We start from the raw sequence: 20,375 nt of genomic DNA, 5'->3' as shown, positions 1-20,375 counted from the left end.
CTCAGTGTCCGACCGGACAGCGCGCCTCGGCATGCATGGTCTTCACCGCGGCGGCGAAGTTGCTGACCAGCATGTCGGGTTCACCGAACCGCAACTCGGGCAGGCGATGCAAGATCTGGTCCAGCATGTGCTTGAGCTGCATCTTGGCCAGGAAGGCGCCGAGGCAGTAGTGTGGTCCGCCGCCGCCGAAGGCGACGTGTTGGTTGGGCTTGCGACTGATGTCGAAGGTCCAAGGGTCGGGGAACTCGCTTTCGTCGCGGTTGCCCGAGGAGTAGATCATCACCACCCAGTCGCCCTTGCGGATCTGGCGTCCGCCGAGCACCGTGTCCTGGGTCGCGGTGCGCCGGAAGGTCATCACCGGCGTCACCCAGCGCAGCACCTCATCGATGGCGGCGTCGATCCTGCCTTCGAAGTCCTCGAGCAGATACGCCGTCTGGTCCGGGTTGTCGACGAAGGCCTTCACGCCGAGTGACAATGTGGTGCGGGTCGTGTCGTTGCCCGCGAAGGACATCAGCACGAACATCGAGGCGAGTTCGTCGTCGTCGAGCTCATGACCATCGACGGTAGAGGTCACCAGATTCGACCAGATATCGTCGCGCGGGCAGGTCCTGGTCGTTTCGGCGAACTCCAGGCCGATCCCGAGATTGCCGACCAGAGCGTCGTTGAGGACCTCGGCAGACGATCGGCCTGCAGCGATGTCGGGGTCGTTCCAGCCGGCGAGCTCATCGGCGAAGTGCGCTGCTTCATCCCGTTTCTCCACGGGGAGGCCGGCCATCTCGTAAATCGTGTTCATCGGCATCTGCTTGGCGACATTCTCGACCCAGTCGCCGGAACCTTTGGTCAGGAATTCGTCGACGATCGTCGCCGCCCGGTCGCGGATCTGGTCTTCGATGCGCTTGACCTGGCGAGGAGTGAACGAGCCGCTCATCAGCCTGCGATAGGTGAGGTGGCGTTGACCATCCATCGCCAGGAACGACGATGCCGCCTCGAGAAACTCGTCAGGCACATCTTCGAGTTGGATACCGCCGCCGGAGCAGAATATCTCGGGATGCGTGCTGACCTCGCGGATCAGCTCATGGGAGGTCACCGCCCAGAAGCCGGTGATCTCCGACGGCGCGAGATCACTCTCGACGGGCCGTTGCCAGCTCACCGGGGCGCGGCGGCGCAATTCGGCGAAGGCGATATCGCGCTCGCGGGCCGATTTCGCCCAGAACGATTTGGGGGAGATGTCGACGGGGTCGTACTCGCGATCCGCGGGGTTGTCTGGATCTCGATCGTTGTGCGCTGGTGCCGAATCCACCGGGCTGCTGGTCATCGGGCGCTCCTCGGGTGTGCGAGCAAATGAATTTTTAGTATAGATTTGAAAATCGGAACGGATCAAGGTTTTTCGCCGATGGGTTGTCCAACCGACGAATATGCCCGGGGCCGGATGTTCCGGTCCCGGGGATAAACAGATGCTCAGCGGGCGGCGATATCGCGCCCGATGATCTCCTTCATGATCTCGGTGGTACCGCCGTAGATGGTCTGGATGCGGGTGTCCAGATAGGCCCTGGCGACGGGATACTCCATCATGTAGCCGTACCCGCCGTGCAGTTGCAGACACCGGTCGATGACTCGCTTCTGCAGCTCGCTCAGATACCACTTGCCCTTCGCCGCGTCCACCGCGCTCAACTCGCCGGCGTTGTAGGCGAGCACGCTACGGTCGGTGTAGGCCTCCGCGAGGTCGATCTCGGTCTCCATCTCGGCGAGTTCGAAGCGCACGTGCTGCTTGTCGGTCAGCGGCGCGCCGAAAGCCTGCCGGTTCTGGCAGTACTCGACGGTGGCGTCGAAGATGGCCCGAGTGGTGGCCATCGCCTTGGCGGTGACGCCGAGCCGTTCGCGGGGCAGATGGCTCATCAGGTACTGCAGACCCTTGCCCTCGTCGCCCAACAGGTTGGCAGCAGGCACCACGGCATCCTCGAAGTAGAGTTCGGCGGTGTCCTGGGCGGGCAGACCGAGCTTGTCGAGTTTGCGGCCGCGTTCGAATCCAGGAGTGTCGCGTTCGACGACGAACAGGCTGAAGGCGCGTGAGCCACCGTCGGGGTCGGTCTTGGCGGCCACGACCAGCACATCGGACATGATGCCGCTGGAGATGAAGGTCTTCTGGCCGTTCAGAATCCAGTTGTCACCATCGCGGCGGGCCGTGGTGCGCATACCGCGCAGGTCGCTGCCCGCGCTGGGCTCGGTCATCGCCAAGGCGCCGATCAGGTCGCCGGCGGCGAATCCCGGCAACCAGCGTTGCTTCTGCTCGTCGTTGGTCAGGTCGAGCAGGTAGTGCAGCACGAGGTCATCCTGCAGGCTGACGGTCAGTCCGAACGAGAGCGCGTTGATCCGGGCGATCTCCTCGCACACGATCATGCGGTACCGGTAATCGGCCTCGCCGGATCCGCCGTAGGTTTCCGGAACCTGCAGGGCGTAGATGCCCGACTTGGCGGCACGTGCGAAGACGGAGCGGTCGATCCAGCGTTGCTCGTCCCAATCATGCTGATGCGGAACCACTTCGCGGGCAAGGAACTCCCGAACGGTGTCCCGGTAGGCCTCGTGGTCGGCTTCGTAGAGTGAGCGCTTCATGATGATCAGAGGCGTTCGATGATGGTCACGTTGGCCTGGCCGCCGCCTTCGCACATGGTCTGCAGGCCGAATCGTCCGCCGGTGCGCTCGAGCTCGTGCAGCATGGAGGTCATCAGCCGGGCGCCGGTGCAACCGATGGGATGGCCGAGCGCGATCGCACCGCCGTTGGGGTTGACCTTGGCGGGATCGGCGCCGATCTCGGCCAGCCAGGCCAGCACAACCGGAGCGAAGGCCTCGTTGATCTCGACGACGTCGATATCGTCGATCGACATACCGGCGCGCTTGAGCGCGTGCTGGGTCGCGGTGATGGGTGCCGAGAGCATCATCACCGGATCGGCGCCGCGGACCGACATGTGGTGGATGCGAGCGCGGGGGGTCAGTCCGAATCGGTCGACAGCAGACTTGGAAGCGACCAGCAGTGCGGCAGCGCCATCGGAGATCTGGCTGGCGACCGCGGCCGTGAGCACTCCGCCCTCCACCAGGGTGGGCAGTGAGGCCATCTTCTCGGCGGTGGTGTCCGCGCGGGGGCCCTCGTCGACGCTGATGCCCTTGAACTCGGTTATCTCCCTGGCGAAGTGGCCGTCGTCGATAGCGGCGAGGGCGCGCCGATGGCTTTCCAGGGCGAACCGCTCGTTGTCCTCGCGGCTGAGCTTCCATTGGGCCGCCATCATCTCGGCACCGCGGAACTGGGAGATCTCCTGGTCGCCGTAGCGGTCCTGCCAGCCTTCGCACCCGGTCCACGGATCGCTCGATCCGAAGGGTTCACCGGCGTTGAACGCGCACAGGATGGGGTACTGGGTCATCTTCTGGACACCGCCGGCGACGATGAGGTCCGACGTACCACTCATCACGGCCTGGGCGGCGAAATGCACTGCCTGTTGGGCAGATCCGCACTGACGGTCGATGGTCACGCCCGGCACGGACTCCGGCAGTCCGGCGGCCAGCGCCGCGGTACGGGCGATGTCACCGGCCTGGCTGCCGATGTTGTCCAGACAGCCGAGGATGACATCGTCGATGGCCGCCGGGTCGATGTCGTGGCGACCCGTGACGGTCTTGATCACGTGGGCGGCCATGTCGGCCGGGTGTGCGTCTGCGAAACCGCCCTTGCGTCGTCCGACGGCGGTGCGGGTGGCGTCAACGATATAAGCCTCAGTCATGCCAATTAATTTAACATAGAATCAAAAATGTCGGCAATCCGCTGTTTCATATCGGGCTACGCAAGTGTCACCGCTTGCGGCGGGTCTTCGCCGGTGGCGCCGGACTCAGGCCGTGACGGACGAACACCTGGGCGTTGTGAACCATGGTCTCCACGGAGTTGCGGCGCGGGTCCCACCATTCCGCCGCCCAGTTCAGCGCGCCGAGAACCAGGGCCTGGGCCAGCATGGGATCGAGATCTTCGCGGATCTCACCGTCGTCGGCGGCAGACTTGACCAGTCCCCGCCAGATCCGGGTGTAGGCGGCCTCTTCCTTCTTCTGGCGGGCCTTCAGATGATCGGGGATCTGGCCTGAGTTGCGGATGGTGGCGCGGGCATAGTCGGAGAGCTCAAGCTCGTGCTGCAGATGAGCCTCGACCGCGGTCATGATCCGATCCATCGAGTTCATGCCGTCGGGCAGCGCGTCGAGCACACCGGTCAGATGTCGTCGCATATCGCTGATCCCGCAGAACATGACCTCTTCGATGAGATCGTCGCGGGACTTGAAGTAGTAGTAGATCGCCGGTGCCTGCAGATCGGCCTGCGTGGCGACATCGGTGAGGCGGGTGCCTGCGTAGCCTTTGACGCTCAGGACGCGCGCGGCGGCGTCGAGGATGCGCGCCCGGGTGCGTTGCGCCTTGGTGTCACCCGACGTGTCATCCGATGCTTCACGTGATTCGGCAATCGCCGGCTTTCTCGCCATGGCTCGATGATAGGAGTCTGCAGTGCAGAAATCCGGCTGCGCCCGCACATCGTCGCTATGTCGTCGGCAACACCGACCAGTCGATGGGCTGTACCCGGAAGTCTCGGACGTCGCGCATACCCGATGCGATCAGATCGATCTGCCGGTAGCGGCGGCGGTTCAGCAGAGCGAGGATTGGCGCTGCGGTACCTGTCCCTCCGGGCTTCCCGCTCAGATGGTGCCGCGTGAGACGAGTTGGGCGGCGATGACGTTGCGCTGGATCTCGTTGGTTCCCTCGCCGACGATCATCAGCGGAGCGTCGCGGAAGTATCGCTCCACGTCGTACTCGGTGGAGTAGCCGTACCCGCCGTGGATGCGCACGGCATTGAGCGCGATTTCCATGGCCGTCTCCGAGGCGAACAGCTTCGCCATACCGGCCTCCATGTCGGCACGTCGTCCGCTGTCATAGCACTGTGCAGCGTGCAGCGTCAGCTGACGCGCGGCGGTCAGCTTCGTGGCCATGTCGGCAAGGTAATGACCGATTGCCTGGTGCTTCCAGATGGGCTGGCCGAAGCTCTCCCGTTCCTGGGCGTAGGCCAGCGAGTCCTCCAGTGCGGCGGTCGCGACACCGAGGGCGCGGGACGCGACCTGGATTCGTCCGGTCTCCAGGCCGCGCATCATCTGGGTGAAGCCCTTGCCGGGCACGCCGCCGAGAACGGCGCCGGCAGGCACTCGGCAGTTGTCGAAGGACAGCTCGCAGCTCTCCACCCCCTTGTACCCGAGTTTGGGCAGGTCGCGCGACACTGTCAGGCCGTCGCCGTGTTCGACGAGAACGACCGAGATGCCGGTGTGTTTGGGCGTGGCCTTCGGGTCGGTCTTACACAGCAGTGCGATCAGCCCGGACCGGCGAGCGTTGGAGATCCAGGTCTTCGCGCCGTTGATGACGAGTTCGCCGTCATTGTCGGGGGCGGGCAGTGCCGTGGTGGTCATGGCCTGTAGGTCGGATCCGCCGCCCGGCTCGGTCAGTGCCATCGTGGCACGTATCTCGCCGCTGGCCATCGCCGGAAGATACTTCTGGCGCTGTTCTTCGGTGCCGAACTGGGACACCAGCTTGGCCACCACGGTATGTCCGCCCATCGCCCCGGCGAGGCTCATCCAGCCGCGCGCCAACTCCTGGGTGACCAGGACGTAGCAGGCGGTGGATACCGGTGTGCCGCCGTACTCCTCGGGAACGGCCAACCCGTAGATCCCGATACGCTTCATCTGATCGATCCACGCTTCGGGGTACTCGTTGGCGTGTTCGACGTCGCGCACCGTCGGTCGGACATCGCGATCGACGAACTGACGCACGGTGTCGACGAGCAGGTTTTCTTCCTCGCTGAGCTGACTCACCATACCGATACCGTACTCCACTTTTTATTTCATGTTAAATTCTTCGTCACACGGTCCGATCAATGACGAAGGGCGCCAGCATGCCGACGACCGCCAAGCACACTCCAGCAGGCAAGGATGTGCCACGGCAGCGACATCTCCCCGGTGAAGAGGGCATGTGGGTCTTCATCTTCGGGGACATGACGGTGTTCGCAATGCTTTTCGGCGTGTATCTGTACTACCGCGGCGCAGATACCGCCGAGTTCAACCAATCGCAGCTCCTGCTCAACCAGACCTTCGGTGTCGTCAATACCCTCGTACTGTTGACCAGTTCGCTGTTGGTGGTGACCGCCCTGCGGGCAGTTCGCGGTGGTGCCCTTGAGCTGGCCCGCCGGCTTCTCTACGGGGCCATGGCATGCGGTGTGGTCTTCATCGTCAACAAGGCGATCGAGTACGGCGAGAAGATCTCGATGGGCCTGGTGCCCGCGACCAACGAGTTCTTCATGTACTTCTACGTGATGACGGGGCTGCACCTGCTGCATGTGGTGATCGGACTCGCGTTGTTGTGGTTCATGGTCACCCTTACCCGTCGGCCGGTGCGCGGTGAGCGCCAGCAGCGCTACCTGGAGGGCGCAGCGTGCTTCTGGCACATGGTCGACCTGCTGTGGATCGTCATCTTCCCACTCCTCTACTTGGTGAAATAATGCTGACAAATCTTCTGCGCGACCGCATCACGGTTGTCTGGTTCGTCCTCGTCGCGGCCACCGTCGCATCCTGGATCCTCGGCGTCGGGCACGAACTGGGCGTCCGCAGCGCTGCGATCAGCATCATCGTGATCGCCTTTGCCAAGGTGCATTTCGTCGGCCAGTACTTCATGGAGCTGCGCGACGCGCCGATCGCGCTGCGCGCGGTGTTCGGCGGCTGGAACATCGTGGTCGGATTGCTGCTCATCGGCCTCTACCTGCTGGCATGACGCGGCTCCCGGCCTGCCACCCCCATCTTCGGACAGAGGAGACATCGCCATGTACGTGATCATCGGAGGCGGGATGGCGGGGTGCGCCGCCGCGGCGACCCTGGCACGTGCCGGCAGACCGGTAGCCCTGCTGGAGGCCGGTGATGCACTCGGCGGTCGGACCCGCACCGTTACCCGCGGGGGATTCGGGGTCGAGGTCGGAGCCATCTACCTGTTGAATTCCTATGACAGGACGATCGCGACGCTCACCGACGCGGGCCGCGGTGATCTGCTGACCGGCTGGTCGCCGCTGGCAGGTCTGTGGGACGGCCGACAGCTGAACGCCATCCGCTACGACTACATCCCCTCGGTGCTCGCGTCGTCTCTATTGTCCGTCGGAGACAAGGTGCGTCTGGCGGCGCGTGCAATCCAGGCGATCGTGTCCCCGGCGCCCGATCCGTTCGAGACCGACAGTCTGGCGGAGTTCGACACCGGTGAAGACATGGAGAGCTGGGCGCGTCGCCGGTTGGGTGACAACCTCTTCGAGTGCTTCGTGCGGCCACTGATCGAGCCGTCCTTCGGAACCGACTGCCGCGATCTTTCGATACCGTATCTCCAGGGTTTGATGAAGCGCGCCCACCGCGCGAAGTTCTTTCTGCCACGCGCGGGCATGGGAAGCCTGTGCGCAGAACTGGCCAGGGACGCACAGGTTCGCCTCGGCACCGAGGTGACCTCGGTGACCGCACAGTCCGACGGGTCGGTGCTCGTGGGAATCGCAGGCGGGACGTCGCTGTCGGCCATGGGTGTCGTGGTGGCGACCGATTCGGGCACTGCGGCAGGGCTGCTCGGCGATGCCGCCACGGCAGATGCCCGCCGGGTCCTGACGGAGGCTCCGTATGCGTCGATGGCGCACGTCAACCTCCGCTGGGAGCGGGATCCCTGGCCCAGCAGCGCATTCGAGATGTTGCTGCCGATCGGGGCCGGGCCGCGCGAAGTTCTCGGGACGATTGTGAAGACTGCCCGCACGTCGGATCTGGTACCCGCCGGCGCGCGGATGACCGATTCGTACTTCTCCAGCGAGGCCACCAGGCGCCTCGACGACGACGAGCTCATTGCGGTCGCCCAACGACACGTGGGGGAGATTCTGGGCTCGCGATATCCGCAGCCGGAAGCAGAGGTGTTCCGCTTCGATCGTGCGCTGGCGACCTGCCCGCCCGGCCACTATGCGCGCATGCGCGACCTGCGGACGTCGATGCCACCGCGAATCCGGCTGGCCGGTGACTATCTGGCCCACCTGGGCGTCGAGACCGCCGTGGTCAGCGGGGAGCGGGCGGCCCGCCAACTGCTGTACAGTTGAGGACCGGGATCGACCGAGCTATGCAGGCCGCTGTGCGATCTTGCGGAAGTCCCAGCTGCGCAGCCGGTTCGGGATGACCCTCAGCCATGCGTGACGCCCGTCGCTGACGAAGTCGGCGGAGCCGAAGTACTTCTCCGCGAACAGCCGTTCCGGTTCGATCAGCTGGGTGTCGGGGGTGGTGGTCCGCGGGGCGTCGCCCACCGTCTGTGCGGTCCCGAGGATCTCCACTCCGCGTAGTTCCGCGTAGCGTTCCCCGTCGTCGATCACGACGCTCACTCGGGGATCACGAACGATGTCGACCCAACGCTGACTGTCGACGATGGAGTACAACCACAGTGCTGTGCCGTCCCAGGCAAACCACAACGGTGTCACGTGCGGTTGCCCACTTGCCGAGACGGTGCCGACTCGGCACGTCCGCTGCGCACCGAGGAACGCGTCGAGCTCCGATCGGGTCATGGCCAGCGATCGCCGACGCCGCTGGGGTGGCGGGCTTCCGGGTGAGGACGTTCCGGGTGAAGACTTTGCGGGTGAAGACAAGGTGGCTCCTGCGTGAAAGGGTCAGCCGTGCAGAATGACGTCGGCGGCGCGATAGCCGATCATCATCGAGGGCGCGTTGGTGTTGCCGGAGGTGATGTTCGGCATGATCGAGGCATCCGCGACGCGGAGCCCGTCCACAGCGTGCACGCGCAAATCCGGTCCGACGACGGCGTTGTCGTCGGTTCCCATGCGGCATGTGCCGACTGCGTGGTAGATGCTGGATTCCTTGTCGCCCAGCCAGTCTGCGTCGAAGTCTCCGGTGTCGTCCAGATACCGCCCGGCCATGGGCCGCATTGCCGATGTGGATTCCACCAGCTCGCGGGCCAGTGCGGCGCCGGAGAGCAGATCGGCGCGATCCTGGGCGTCGGCCAACCGGTGATGACGCACCACCGGTTTGCCGTTGCGTAACTCGACGTGCCCACGGGATCGCGGGTGCAGCAGCACGGTGTAGACCGTGAATGCGTCGGCGCGTCCGATCCTGGCCCGTCCCCGGAGCGGATCGAGCTGATAGTGGATGGGCGATATCGCGATCTGGAAATCGTCGGTGAAAAGCTGCGCCTCGAACGGTGTGGTGGTCAGCGGGCCGGAGCCACGCGCGGCCAGCGAGCCCAGTGCCCGTGCCGCCTGCGGCGCGGTCAGGGAGTTGATCGTGGGCACATGACTGGACCAGTGCTGTGCCACCACGAGGTGGTCCTGAAGATTCTGGCCCACACCGGACAGATCCGCGGCGGTGCCACCGGGTCCGATTCCCGATCTCAACAGCACGGCCGGTGTACCGATCGCGCCTGCACTGAGGATGACATCGTGCTCGGCACGCAGGAGTCGCCCGCGGGTCATGACCCCGATGGCCCGACCGCGCTCGAGCACGACCCGGTCGACCGGTGCCCGGGTGATGACGCGCGGTCGCCGGTCGGCGGGCAGGGCGCGGAGAAATCCGGTCGCCGCCGAGCAGCGCAGGCCGCGCCGTTGATTCACCTGGGCCGGGCCGGCACCGAGCTGTGACGCGCCGTTGTGGTCCGGATTACGGTCAAAGCCGGATTCGGCGGCAGCGTCGAGGAAGGCCGCGTCGAGCGGGTGGGTGTGTCCGCACCAGCTCACGTCGATCGGGCCGCCGGAGCCGCGGAACTCGTCGGCACCGTCGCACCAGTTCTCCAGGGCCCGAAACGCCGGCAGCACATCCTCGTGGTCCCATCCGGTGGCACCGGCTAGTGCCCAGCGTCGGTAGTCGGCGGCACGTCCTCGCACGTAGACCATCGCGTTGATCGACCCACTGCCACCGATGATCCGACCGGCCGCGAATGCACCGGGTTGATCGTGCTTGCTCGGATCGGGCAGCATGGGATATCGCCAATTCGCGGTCGCGAACAGGGACGCGATGCCCAGCGGCAGCCGCACATCGGGGCGGCGGTCGGTGCCGCCGGCCTCCAGTAGGCCGACCCGAGCTCCGGCTGCAGCCAGCCGTGCGGCGATCACGCACCCGGCCGAGCCGGCCCCGACGACGATATGGTCGAACACCTCGGCGTCTGAGGCACCGGCGTTCACGGTAGGACCGCATCGTTCGGCTGGGTCGAGGTCTCGGCGATGCGCCGGATGGTACGAAGCGACTGGTCGATATTGCCCTGCAGGTCGGTTCGGCGGTCCTTGACCCGCAGCGCGATACGTTCGAACAGCAACGCGACCGTGGGAAGGTCGACACACATGGTCATCTCTTCGCTGAGCTCGCAACCGTGCGGTGTCGGCACCATGCGGTAGATCCAGGTGGTGAAGTCCGCGCCGCCCATCTGGACGGCGAAGCCGAATTCCCGTGCCGGATCATCGGCGATGATGCGCACGGTGGTCGACCATCGGCCGAATCGACGACGATTGCTGCCGCGGAACTGCTGAGGACCGGTCCATTCGGCGCGGATGCACTCCGGGCTCCATTCCGGAATTCGGCGGATGTCGGACACGATGTCGTAGACGTGGCGCGCGGACGCGCGCACCACCGTCCTGCCTCCGACGCGGTCACCCTTGCGCAATGTCGTGCTCATCTGGCCTCCTCGTCGGTCGATGTCGATGTCAAAGCAGATGCCCGATCGACGGAGCCCAGCCGGCGTGCGGTCACCGTCGACACAGTGCACAGCTCTCCGGAGCCACCGAAGCCGAGAACTTCGACAACGGCCGAGGACCTACCGATGTGATAGGGGCGAGCCGTTGCGACATAGGGGTATCCGACGACGACCGGACGCAGGTAGGTGGTGTGTACGTGCGCGGTGTGCAGATCCGGATTGCGTGCGCTGACGTACTCGGCGGCGGCCAGTTCGGTGACACATGCGGAAATACCGCCATGCATGATCCCAAATCCGTTGACCCAGCCGTCTGGATCCGTCATCTCCACGTGGAGCAGGTCGCCCGACTGCCGATAACTCAGGCCGAGAACGCGATCGATGTCACCGCACTTTATCGGCGCATCATCTCGTGCGGCATTGTCTCGTGCAGCGTTGTCGGCCAACGGATCTGCTCCGGCAGCCGGAACGGTGACGCTGCGCGTCGTGCCGGCTGCCACGATCTCGCCCGTGCGGTCGGTGATGTGACATTCGACGAACGTCTCCGAACGTCCGGCCACGGTTCGCGCTTCGGCGAAGAGTTCCCCGTCCAGCGGAACCGCGCTGATGATATCGAGGGTCAGTTCCCCGGTGAGTGTCCAGGTTCTCGGCGGCCTGTTCAAGTAGGGGAGTTCGCCGAGGATATGGTCGGCCAGCACCATCAGTGCGCCCACTCTCGGTCGTCCCGACCGATCGCGGGCCCATGGTGGAATCCTGAACGCGCAACGATTTCCGCCGGTGGTGAGATGACAGTTGTGCAAGCCGAAGCGGGTTTCGACCGATGTCGGGTCCCCGACCATGCACCCGGCGCGGGTGTCATCGGCAGTGGTCATGTGTTCATCCAGTTTCTCGGGTGCGCGTCACGGCAACGCTGATGAGCTGCCGGGGTGCGGGTGGGTAGTCTTGTCGCCGAACGTATTCCGGCTGACGACGTACGCTGAGGCAATGCAGGTGGCCGCTCAGTTCGGCTGACCGTACACCGCGACGACGACGGTGCGGTCAAGACTGTTCTCCGACCACACCCCCATCTCGGTGTTGGCGCAACTGCGCATGATTCCCAGGGAGACGGGGTTGTGATACCACTGGTTGATCAATTCGATTCCGCTGATGGCCAGTGCCGGATTGATGGCAACGGTCTGCTGCGCGGTCCCGCGGTAGCCGGCTCTGTCCGCGCGGGATTGCGACGTGGAACCGTCAGATCCGAGTTCGCCGAACACGCCACGATGGGCCACCGCATCGCGCGCATGCCATTGGGCGGCAAGCTGCAGCGCAGGGTTGCGGGTGATCTCGGCCGGGCAGCCCGCCTGACGTTGCACCGTGTAGACATTGGCGATGACGCTCTCGTTGAGCCTGCGGTTGTCCGCATGCGCCGGAGCCGCGCCGAGAACCGCGATCGGCAGGAGAGCGGTCAGCGCGATGCTGCGTCGGAACGGTGCGGTCGCGCCACCCGATGCCGATATGTGCATGTTCGTCGCTCCGATCCAGGGGGTGCTCGGCCGGTGATGCTCGCGGCGCGAACCGAGCGTCGCCCGTTCAGGGCGTGATCTCACCGAGGTTCGAGTATCGCGTTCTTGAGCGTCCGTCGCGGTCCGCGCGGCGGGGGCCACCCATCACTGTGCGCAATGCAGGCGGTCCGGTCAAGTATTTTTTATTTTGTGTTCATTTTTTGTGATCGCGGGAGCCGGTTGCGCGGCGGGACGATGACGGGCTGTCGCGGTACCGCCGACCCGGTTGGATGTCGACCGACCCGGGCGAGCCCGGCCGTATCATGTCGGAATGCCCAGGCACAGCAATCGGCCCTCGACGTCGGCGAATCAGGTGGATTCGGGCGAGTCCGAGCACGAATCCAAGTCGGCTCTGACGCGCAAGCGCATCCTCGACGCCGCCGCTCGGGTCCTGTCTGAGCATGGCTATGCGGGTCTTCGATTGACCGATGTCGCCGCCGCCGCGGATCTGCAGGCGCCCGCCATCTATTACTACTTCCCGTCTCGCGACGAACTGATCGAAGAGGTGATGTGGGCGGGCATCGCGGATATGCGGGAGCACGTGGCGTCGGTGCTCGACGAGATTCCCGACGGAACCCCGGCCCTGGACCGATTACTGGTTGCCGCGGAGGCTCATCTGCGACATGAATTGGAGATATCGGACTACACGACGGCCGCGATCCGAAACGCCGGTCAGGTGCCTCAGGGAATCCGGAAGAGGCAGATTCTCGAGGAAGAACGCTACGGCGATATCTGGCGCAGACTGATCAACGACGTGGCCCGAGATGGCGTCCTACGTCCCGATCTCGATCTGTACATCGCGCAGATGCTGGTGCTCGGGGCGTTGAATTGGGCGGTGGAGTGGTGGAATCCGCGTCGCTCCTCGGTGGAGGCTGTCGTCGAGAACGCTCAATCCATCATTCGGTACGGTATTGCCGACGCCGCGCATCGTTGAGCTGGATCAGCCGATGCCGCGCAGGTGCTCGCGCGCCGATGCCAGCAGCACCCCGATCGAGTCTTCGAGAGCACCCGGGTCGATGGCGGCGTGCGTTCCCATCGCTCCGGACAGGCGGCGGAATCGCACGCCCTCCAACAGGCTTGCCGCCCGCCACTGGGTGAAGGCACGGTAGTAGTCGAGATTGTCGACGCCTCGGCCGGTGGCATCCCGGTAGATGTCGATCATTTCGGCGCGATTCGGGAAACCGCCGGCCCGGGTGGGGCTCGGCATCACGATGGCCGGTTCCGCGGCAGGTCGCCAATCGTCGAGGAGCCACGCCAGATCGGCGAGTGGGTCGCCGACGGTGCACAGCTCCCAGTCCAGCACGGCGGTGATCCGACCGTCGGCGACCAACAGATTGGACAGCCGGTAGTCGCCATGCATGATGACCGCCGGCGCGTCCTCGGGTAAGCGTTCGGCCAGCTTGTCACGCGTGGCCGACCAAGCGTCGTCGTGGCGGCTCTCGGCGCGAACGCGTTCCCATGCCGCCGTCACCCGGCGGATCTGGCGGAGCAGATACGGGTCGCCCGATACCTCGATGTTCAAGATCGCAGGGTCCAAGCGATGCAGCGAGGCGAGGGTCACGGCCACCGAACGGCCGAGGGCATGCCGCTGGTCCGGTGTGAGAGAGCACGCATCGTCTTCTGTCTCCAGTGCCGAACCGGCGGCGCGTTCCATGACCACGAACGGAGCTCCGCCGGAGCTCCTGCCGGTACCGATGACCGCCGGAACGGGTACGCCGGTGTGTGCCAGTGCGCGCAGGATGCCGACTTCCCGGTCCAGATTGTGGGTGTGACCGCCCGCGGTGCCTGCCGGTGGCTCGCGCATCACCCATTCCCGGCCCGCGGCGTCGACGACGAGTGTGGTGATGTTCGACTGGCCGATACCCACTCGGGTGATGGTCAGCGGAGTGCTGACGTCGATGCCGTGGGTCCGTAGCCAGGTCGCCACGGCGTCGGGTTGCGTCCACATACCCGGGTCTGCGCGGTCCTCGCGGGCGGAGGTGGCTGGTCGGACAGTCATTTGCGGATCTCCATCGAGCCGGCGGGTCTCGCGCGCAATGCGTGCAGCGAGATGCTTCCCCTGGTTATTTATCATAGATTAGAATTTCGGCGTGCCCCGACCTGACGACGCGCAGCGGTCCGGCCGACCGTGACCCGTGAGGATTACGTGGCGGTCGGGCTCGAAGTCCTCGGTGACCGGGGCCATCTGGGGCTCAAGCTGGCAGAGGTGTGCCGCCGGCTGGGGGTGACCTCCGGATCGTTCTATCACTACTTCGACAACTGGGCGGACTATCGCCGTCAACTCATCGGATACTGGAAAGTCAACGGCACGTTGGCCCAACTCAAGGTGATCTGTGCCGAACCCGATCCGCGGCGGCGTATCGAGGGGCTCGTCGAGGTGGCGTTGCGGCTGAACCATCCCGCGGAATGTGCGATACGAGCCTGGAGCCGGGTGGATCCCGAAGTCGCCGCCATTCAGTCCGAGGTTGACCGATTGCGGCAACAGGTGGTGTTCGACGCGGCGCTTGAGCTGGGTGTCGACGGGATCCGGGCCGGCCGGTTCGCCGACGCGGCCCTCTATCTCCTGGTGGGTTACGAGCAAGCCGCCTTGGCTCCCGATCTGGACGGTCTCGAGGCGATCTTCCGCGACCTGCTGACCCTGATCGAAGGCCGCGCCGGTCTTTCGGGTGGGTGAGAACCATGCGCACTCTGGTGGCGGTATCCCAATTTGCCCATATTTTAATGTCCATTCGAATAGACTCGACGAGAGGGGAATGCGCTCGATGCGTCGGGCGTCTTGCCATCGGCGGCAGGAGAGGGGCGTGGCATGACGGGGACCATCCGGATGACCGGCCCGCGACCGGGTGTCTCGGCCGCGGCGAACCGACGGAGGCTGTCGACCGTTGTCGGCGCAGCCATCGCCGCGTCCCTTGCTGCGTCCACGGCCGCCGTCGTCCTGGCGTCGCCGGTCCACGCCGAACCGGCGGACGGGCCCTGCGCGCTGGCGGTCTCCCTGTTCTGTCGATTCGTTCCGATCGCCCCGGCGCTGGACGGGGATGTCGACTACACCCAACAGCAGCCGGGCGCAGGCATGCTCGCGCCCGAGTCGGCTCAGCCTGTCGATCCATGTGTCAGCGGATGCATCTGAGGGGTGTCTCCACCGGCGTACGACGTGACGGTGGCTCGGACGCGGCGACGAACCGGCGGCAAATCAGGTCATGGGCGGGGGAGGTAGAGAAGTGGTGGCGATGGACCGAGCGGCAGAGGTGACCTTCGCGTGGGCGCTGTTGCACTCCGCGCGGGGGTTTCTGGATCAGACTGCGCATTCGTGGCTGTGCGCACAACTCGGTGCCGGGGAGACCCAAGTGGTCATCCGCGATCTGCTCACCGGTTTTGTCAGCAGTTCGACGGCCCTGCCCAGGGCGATGGCCCCGTCCCTGTGGTCCTGGCTCGACGGGTTCCATGGCAGCGACGCCGAGGCGGACCTGCGTGATATCGCTGCCCGGCTTCGGCTGACAGAGCCCGGCGCGGCCGATGCCGCGATCTCCGGCCCGGCGGCCAGGTTGGTGGCTCGCCAGACGGGACGGGCCGCTGACGGGTTCGCCCTCGTGCTGGTGCCCCCGGCGGTGTAGTTGGATTCGTCGCGGTGGGTGCGCCGCGAGCGACCTGGGCTAACCTGGTCGTCCCCACTCGCGTAGGTTCTTTGGGGACCACAGCCGAGAAACATCGCAGCATTGGACGAAAGCCATCATGTCTGAGCACCCGACCGACTCCGAGCACCAGAACGACGACGTTCCTCCGAACCACCTCTCCATCGATCCGCGGAGTGCCCACTACAGCGAGGACGCACTGATCCGCGGCGTGGGGATTCGCTTCAATGGCGTCGAGAAGACCAATGTGCACGAATACGATGTGGATGAGGGCTGGGTTCGCCTGGAGGTGCCCACCGCCAAGGACCGCCGCGGAAATCCGATGGTCGTCAAGGTCAACGGCACGGTCGAGCCGTTCTACCGCTCCGCGGAGTAGTCGGCATCTTCTCCGGCCGTGAGTCCGTCGCCTGCTGATGTCGTGCGAATCCGGCGGATTGTGCGTGCCGACTGGCGGTGGGTCGCGCCGTGGTTCGACGATGACGAGCTCTGTCGCCGCCTGGGTCCGCTCGACGAGGAATGGCTCGAGCATGTTCTGGCCGAGAGCGAGGGCGTCCAACTGGTGATCACCGATGTCGACGGAGCGCCGATCGGCCTGGCGGGGTGCGCGTGGGACTCCGAGGGTGTTGCACACGCAATCACCGACCTGGCCGTCTGCCCGTGGCGTAGGCGCGTAGGTCTGGGGCGTGCCATCTTGTCGGCGGTGCTGAACTGGGAAGAGCATCCGCCCGCGCGGCGCTGGGTCGCCTTCGTCGACCCGGACAACCGGGCGGCCTTGGAGTTCTTTACCGCCGTCGGTTGGCATCTCGACGGTCTCGATGACGAGATGTATCAGTTCTCCCGGGACTTGTGAACCAGGCATCCTGAGCTGTTCAGCTGCTGCCCGTGGTGCGGTGCCACCCAAGGAATACACCCGCACATCGGGTGTACCCGCGATGCGATGACGTAGATGCGAAATCGTCGCTCGAGGGTGCTCAGCGGTACCGGGTTTAGCAGCATCTCTGAAAAATCCCCGCGGATTTAGTGGCCGGCAGCAATGCCCATGCGTGTATCGCCTGGTGGTCAGCATTTGAATTTGACTGGAGTCGAACAGATTTCGTCCCGTGATGACCGACCTTCGTGATCTCTACTGGTTCATTTGTGAAAAGTCCTGTCAATGAACCGATTTCACTGTCGGGCTATTTCTCTGGTCCAATGCCCTACTGACCGGTAACCGGTGAACGGTTCGATATTTACTGTTGTGAAAGGTATTCCGCTCATTTCGTTGAATAGGTCACGCGCCGTGCGAATTTCGCGATCAGCTTCTAACGTTGATTCAAATGATGTCGGGGTGAGAAAGGGTGACCAACGATGACGCGGCGGATGTTGACAGGGCCATCCGAGGGGTGGGATTGAAATGCGACGACTCTCAAGTTTGGATGCGCAGTTTTTCGCTGCCGAGCGAGCCGGCGCGGAATCGCACTATTGCGGGCTGTCGATCTACGACACGCCGGACGATGCGCGGCCGATCACCGCTGCTGCTGTCGCGCAACGTATTCGGGAACGTATCGAGCACTATCCGCCACTGCGCTGGCGAGTAGTCACCGTGCCATTCGGGTTGGACCACCCGGTTTTCGAGACGGTGACCGTGGATCCCGTCGACCACGTACGCGAGGTCGAGTTGGATATCACCGACGAGCAAGGCCTGAGAGCCGCCGTCAGCGACGACCTCAAGGCGCCGCTGGACCGCAGCAAGCCGCTCTGGCGGGTCACCGTGTTCCACGGGTTACCCGGGCGCACCGCGGTGGCTTTCACGCTGCATCACGGTGTGGTGGACGGTATCAGCGCCAAAGAGGTTTTCGGGGTGTTGGTCGACGACGCAACCTCGTTGGGGGCACCGCCCGCGGCGCAGGGCGAGTCGTCCGGTGCGGTGAGCCGGCTCGGTCTGGCTGCACGGGCGGTGCTCGAGATGCCGGTAGGTGCGGTGCAGAAGGTGCGCAATGTCGCGGGAAGCCTTGCCCACCTTGACCAGAGCCCGGTGCTGAGGTCGTTGCCCGGCGTACAGGAATTCGCGCGGCTGATTCGCCGTGACGGTTCCCCGTACGCGGTGCACGCGCCGCGTACCCGTTTCAACAGCCGGTTGTCGGGCACCCGGTCCAACGGCTTCGCCAGTGTGTCGCTGGAGGACGTCAAGACCGTCAAACGGCACCTCGGCGTCACCGTCAACGACGTGGTGCTGGCCGCCTGCGCCGGCGCGTTACGAAACCGATTGCTGGCCAACGACGAACTTCCCGAGGTGCCGCTGCTGGCCTACATTCCGGTGTCGGTACGCGACCCCGAGCACCGGCGGTACGGCAATGCCATCACGTTTGTCAGCGATGTCATGAAACGCGCCAAAGACCGCACTGCGCAAATACCGCCGAGTCTGATGGCCGATGTCAACGACATCATCCCCACGCCGATGTTCCAGGTGGCGGCGCGCGGCCTGATGGACGTCATCTGGCTCGCCGCTGGTGCGCCCGCCGGTCAACTTGATCATGTCCAACGTGCCGGGGCCGAGCGACGGGCTCACCCTGCTGGGTGCACCGCTGCTCGCGCATTACCCGCTGAGTCTGATCTTCGACGGCATTGCCTTGAACATCACCGTGGTCAGTTACCGCGACGGTATGGACATCGGCGTCGTCGGCGATGCCGAGGCCGTGCCCGATGCGGCGGACCTGGTCGAGGATCTGCGCACGGAATTCGCTGCGCTGCTGCGGCTCACCACCGAGGACTGAGTTCAATCGGGTGTTCGGGCGGTGAACTGATCACCACCCGAACACCCGACCGGTCTTCAGACGCCCGCGGGAGCGAGGCTCTCGGTAAGCAGCCTGCTGCGCGCCTCGCTGTACTCGCGGCCCAGGCGTTCCACCAACTGCGCCGTGGAGGTGACCTCACGAATCGGGCCGATACCCTGGCCTGCGCCCCAGATGTCCTTCCAGGCCTTGGCATCGGTGTTGCCGCCCGAGCCGAAGTCCATCGCCGACGGGTCCGACTGCGGGAGATTCTGTGGGTCCAGCCCGGCCGCCTCGATCGAACCGCGCAGGTAGTTGCCGTGCACACCCGTGAACAGATTCGAATACACGATGTCACTGGCGCCGCTGGTGGTGATCATCTCCTTGTAGGCGGGCTCGTTACGCGCCTCGGTGGTCGCCAGGAACGCCGAGCCGATATAGGCCAGATCGGCACCGGCGGCCTGTGCCGCCAGGATCGAGCGGCCGTGACCGATGGCGCCGGAAAGCAGCAGTGGACCGTCGAACCAGGCCCGAATCTCCTGCACGAGTGCGAACGGCGAGATGGTGCCCGCGTGCCCACCTGCCCCTGCGGCCACGGCGATCAATCCGTCGGCACCCTTGTCGACCGCCTTGCGGGCAAAGGTGTCGTTGATGACATCGTGCAGAACGATGCCGCCGTAGGAGTGGATGGCGTCGTTGACGTCGGCCCGGGCTCCCAGTGAGGTGATCACGATCGGCACCTTGAAATCGACGCACGCCTGTACGTCCTCTTCCAGGCGCTCGTTGGATTTGTGCACGATCTGGTTCACGGCGTACGGGGCCGTCGCCAGTTCGGGATGGTCATGCCGGCGGCGCTCCAAGGTGGTCGAGATCTGCTCGAGCCACTCGCGCAGCGCGGGTGCCGGGCGCGCATTGAGGGCGGGGAAGGAGCCCACCACGCCGGCGCTGCACTGGGCGATCACCAGCTCCGGGCCCGAGCAGATGAACAGAGGCGACGCGACGACGGGCAGGGCGAGATTGTTGCGGAGAATGTCGGGAAGGGTCATGCGGCAATCACTTTCGGTCGGTGTGGACGATGGGGGACAGCGGGGGCGGTGTTGCCGAGCCGGGGCGCGACGGCGCGAGTTCGTCGGCGGTTTCCGCGATCTCGCGCCAGAACGCGATGGAGGCCTTCTCGATCATCTGGCCCGCCTTCAACGTCGCCAGTGGATAGCCGAGATCGGGCCGGTCCTGGTATCGCCGCTCCAGATCCGCGTAATAGGCCAGGCGTGCTTTACGTTCGACGATCTGGTTCTCGGCGAGCTCGCGCATGCTCGACGGGTCGACGAGCTCACCGAAATGCAGCTTGAGAAGCGCTTCGTCGTGGAGTTCGGCCGGTAGCGATGTCGTGGGGTCGCGAAGCCAATCGCGAAGGCAGTCAAGGCCTTTGTCGGTGATCGTGAAGAACTGACGCTTGCGCCCACCGTCTTCGGTCTCGGATCGCAGCAGCCCGGCACCCTCCAGTCGGCGTGGCTCCCGGTACAGCGTCGCGTGTTGCAGCGGCCATAGATAGGCGATGGACTCGGCAACGTACTGCTTGAGCTGATACGAGGTGGTAGGGCCCCGCACGGCGGTCACCCCCAGAACCACATAGGACAGGTGGGTGACTCGGAAACCCTCGGACACCGCTTGACCGTATCATTGATACGGTCCAGGTGGCCAGTGG

24 protein-coding genes and 1 pseudogene are annotated in these 20,375 nt (G+C 65.1%); 11 read left to right on the top strand and 14 right to left on the bottom strand.

The genetic code is table 11. The features are described from left to right. Position 1 precedes the first annotated feature (1 nt). The 5 genes from G154_RS16260 to G154_RS16240 all read right to left on the bottom strand — a co-directional run bounded on the left by G154_RS16260 (position 2) and on the right by G154_RS16240 (position 5,880). Positions 2–1,315 carry a cytochrome P450 gene (locus G154_RS16260; RefSeq protein WP_019509873.1) on the bottom strand — a complete coding sequence of 438 codons (1,314 nt, stop codon included), beginning with the start codon at positions 1,313–1,315 and terminating at the stop codon, positions 2–4. A gap of 143 nt (positions 1,316–1,458) precedes the next feature. Beyond that, on the bottom strand, positions 1,459–2,610 hold the full coding sequence (locus G154_RS16255) for an acyl-CoA dehydrogenase family protein (protein WP_019509874.1): 1,152 nt from the start codon (positions 2,608–2,610) through the stop codon (positions 1,459–1,461). Between the two features lie 5 nt (positions 2,611–2,615). After that, positions 2,616–3,767 carry an acetyl-CoA C-acetyltransferase gene (locus G154_RS16250; RefSeq protein WP_019509875.1) on the bottom strand — a complete coding sequence of 384 codons (1,152 nt, stop codon included), beginning with the start codon at positions 3,765–3,767 and terminating at the stop codon, positions 2,616–2,618. Between the two features lie 67 nt (positions 3,768–3,834). Beyond that, entirely contained in the window at positions 3,835–4,506 is a 672-nt protein-coding gene (locus G154_RS16245; RefSeq protein WP_019509876.1) for a TetR/AcrR family transcriptional regulator, read from the bottom strand. Positions 4,507–4,716: 210 nt separating this feature from the next. Next, a complete protein-coding gene (locus G154_RS16240) occupies positions 4,717–5,880 on the bottom strand; it encodes an acyl-CoA dehydrogenase family protein (RefSeq protein WP_023985883.1) in 1,164 nt (387 codons plus the stop codon). Between the two features lie 59 nt (positions 5,881–5,939). On the opposite strand from G154_RS16240, the gene G154_RS16235 reads away from it, so the two are divergent. The 3 genes from G154_RS16235 to G154_RS16225 are packed head-to-tail and all read left to right on the top strand — an operon-like array spanning position 5,940 to position 8,165. Further along, the gene (locus G154_RS16235; protein WP_019509878.1) at positions 5,940–6,560 is read left to right on the top strand and encodes a cytochrome c oxidase subunit 3; all 621 of its coding nucleotides are present in this window, start codon (positions 5,940–5,942) and stop codon (positions 6,558–6,560) included. Continuing rightward, positions 6,560–6,829: a cytochrome C oxidase subunit IV family protein gene (locus G154_RS16230; protein WP_019509879.1), complete on the top strand. Its 270-nt coding sequence runs from the start codon at positions 6,560–6,562 to the stop codon at positions 6,827–6,829. The genes G154_RS16235 and G154_RS16230 overlap by 1 nt, the downstream gene beginning before the upstream one ends. A gap of 49 nt (positions 6,830–6,878) precedes the next feature. Beyond that, complete coding sequence (locus G154_RS16225) at positions 6,879–8,165, top strand: NAD(P)/FAD-dependent oxidoreductase (protein WP_019509880.1); 1,287 nt, start codon at positions 6,879–6,881, stop codon at positions 8,163–8,165. 18 nt (positions 8,166–8,183) lie between these two features. On the opposite strand, the gene G154_RS16220 is transcribed toward G154_RS16225, so the two are convergent. From G154_RS16220 to G154_RS16200, 5 genes are all read right to left on the bottom strand, one after another. After that, complete coding sequence (locus G154_RS16220; protein WP_019509881.1) at positions 8,184–8,621, bottom strand: pyridoxamine 5'-phosphate oxidase family protein; 438 nt, start codon at positions 8,619–8,621, stop codon at positions 8,184–8,186. 102 nt (positions 8,622–8,723) lie between these two features. Next, complete coding sequence (locus G154_RS16215) at positions 8,724–10,244, bottom strand: GMC family oxidoreductase (RefSeq protein ID WP_019509882.1); 1,521 nt, start codon at positions 10,242–10,244, stop codon at positions 8,724–8,726. Beyond that, on the bottom strand, positions 10,241–10,732 hold the full coding sequence (locus G154_RS16210; protein ID WP_019509883.1) for an SRPBCC family protein: 492 nt from the start codon (positions 10,730–10,732) through the stop codon (positions 10,241–10,243). The genes G154_RS16215 and G154_RS16210 overlap by 4 nt, the downstream gene beginning before the upstream one ends. Further along, a complete protein-coding gene (locus G154_RS16205; protein ID WP_081650020.1) occupies positions 10,729–11,619 on the bottom strand; it encodes a PaaI family thioesterase in 891 nt (296 codons plus the stop codon). Before G154_RS16205 ends, G154_RS16210 begins: the two co-directional genes overlap by 4 nt. A 126-nt stretch (positions 11,620–11,745) precedes the next feature. Then, entirely contained in the window at positions 11,746–12,252 is a 507-nt protein-coding gene (locus G154_RS16200) for a CAP domain-containing protein (RefSeq protein ID WP_019509885.1), read from the bottom strand. A 310-nt stretch (positions 12,253–12,562) separates the two neighbouring features. Between G154_RS16200 and G154_RS16195 the strand changes: the two genes are divergently transcribed. Then, entirely contained in the window at positions 12,563–13,225 is a 663-nt protein-coding gene (locus G154_RS16195; RefSeq protein WP_019509886.1) for a TetR/AcrR family transcriptional regulator, read from the top strand. Between the two features lie 6 nt (positions 13,226–13,231). On the opposite strand, the gene G154_RS16190 is transcribed toward G154_RS16195, so the two are convergent. After that, a complete protein-coding gene (locus tag G154_RS16190) occupies positions 13,232–14,290 on the bottom strand; it encodes a phosphotransferase family protein (protein WP_019509887.1) in 1,059 nt (352 codons plus the stop codon). Positions 14,291–14,419: 129 nt separating this feature from the next. Between G154_RS16190 and G154_RS16185 the strand changes: the two genes are divergently transcribed. From G154_RS16185 to G154_RS27405, 6 genes and pseudogenes are all read left to right on the top strand, one after another. Then, positions 14,420–14,965 (top strand): TetR/AcrR family transcriptional regulator, encoded by a 546-nt coding sequence (locus G154_RS16185; protein ID WP_019509888.1) that lies wholly within the window; start codon positions 14,420–14,422, stop codon positions 14,963–14,965. 132 nt (positions 14,966–15,097) lie between these two features. Next, positions 15,098–15,418, top strand: coding sequence for a hypothetical protein (locus G154_RS16180; protein WP_019509889.1), 321 nt, complete (start codon positions 15,098–15,100; stop codon positions 15,416–15,418). 100 nt (positions 15,419–15,518) lie between these two features. Then, on the top strand, positions 15,519–15,902 hold the full coding sequence (locus tag G154_RS16175) for a hypothetical protein (protein ID WP_131701304.1): 384 nt from the start codon (positions 15,519–15,521) through the stop codon (positions 15,900–15,902). A gap of 118 nt (positions 15,903–16,020) precedes the next feature. Continuing rightward, a complete protein-coding gene (locus G154_RS16170; protein ID WP_019509891.1) occupies positions 16,021–16,296 on the top strand; it encodes a DUF3297 family protein in 276 nt (91 codons plus the stop codon). A gap of 18 nt (positions 16,297–16,314) precedes the next feature. Then, positions 16,315–16,770, top strand: a complete 456-nt coding sequence (locus G154_RS16165) for a GNAT family N-acetyltransferase (RefSeq protein WP_110807191.1) — start codon at positions 16,315–16,317, stop codon at positions 16,768–16,770. A gap of 543 nt (positions 16,771–17,313) precedes the next feature. After that, positions 17,314–18,072 (top strand): annotated as a pseudogene (locus G154_RS27405) (wax ester/triacylglycerol synthase domain-containing protein); the annotation flags it as partial. A gap of 81 nt (positions 18,073–18,153) precedes the next feature. Here G154_RS27405 and G154_RS26505 read toward each other — a convergent pair. After that, entirely contained in the window at positions 18,154–18,435 is a 282-nt protein-coding gene (locus G154_RS26505) for a hypothetical protein (protein ID WP_019509894.1), read from the bottom strand. Positions 18,436–18,442: 7 nt separating this feature from the next. Between G154_RS26505 and G154_RS26500 the strand changes: the two genes are divergently transcribed. Next, complete coding sequence (locus G154_RS26500) at positions 18,443–18,673, top strand: WS/DGAT domain-containing protein (RefSeq protein ID WP_157884754.1); 231 nt, start codon at positions 18,443–18,445, stop codon at positions 18,671–18,673. 56 nt (positions 18,674–18,729) lie between these two features. Here G154_RS26500 and G154_RS16155 read toward each other — a convergent pair whose 3' ends face one another. Next, positions 18,730–19,716 carry a nitronate monooxygenase family protein gene (locus G154_RS16155; RefSeq protein ID WP_019509896.1) on the bottom strand — a complete coding sequence of 329 codons (987 nt, stop codon included), beginning with the start codon at positions 19,714–19,716 and terminating at the stop codon, positions 18,730–18,732. A 7-nt stretch (positions 19,717–19,723) separates the two neighbouring features. Further along, on the bottom strand, positions 19,724–20,335 hold the full coding sequence (locus G154_RS16150; RefSeq protein WP_019509897.1) for a PadR family transcriptional regulator: 612 nt from the start codon (positions 20,333–20,335) through the stop codon (positions 19,724–19,726). Positions 20,336–20,375 lie beyond the last annotated feature (40 nt).

The organism is Mycobacterium sp. VKM Ac-1816D (assembly GCF_000416385.1).
GTDB lineage: Bacteria > Actinomycetota > Actinomycetes > Mycobacteriales > Mycobacteriaceae > Mycobacterium > Mycobacterium neoaurum_A.
Note: the sequence above shows the minus strand (reverse complement) of the source record. Positions and strands in the feature narration are given on the sequence as shown.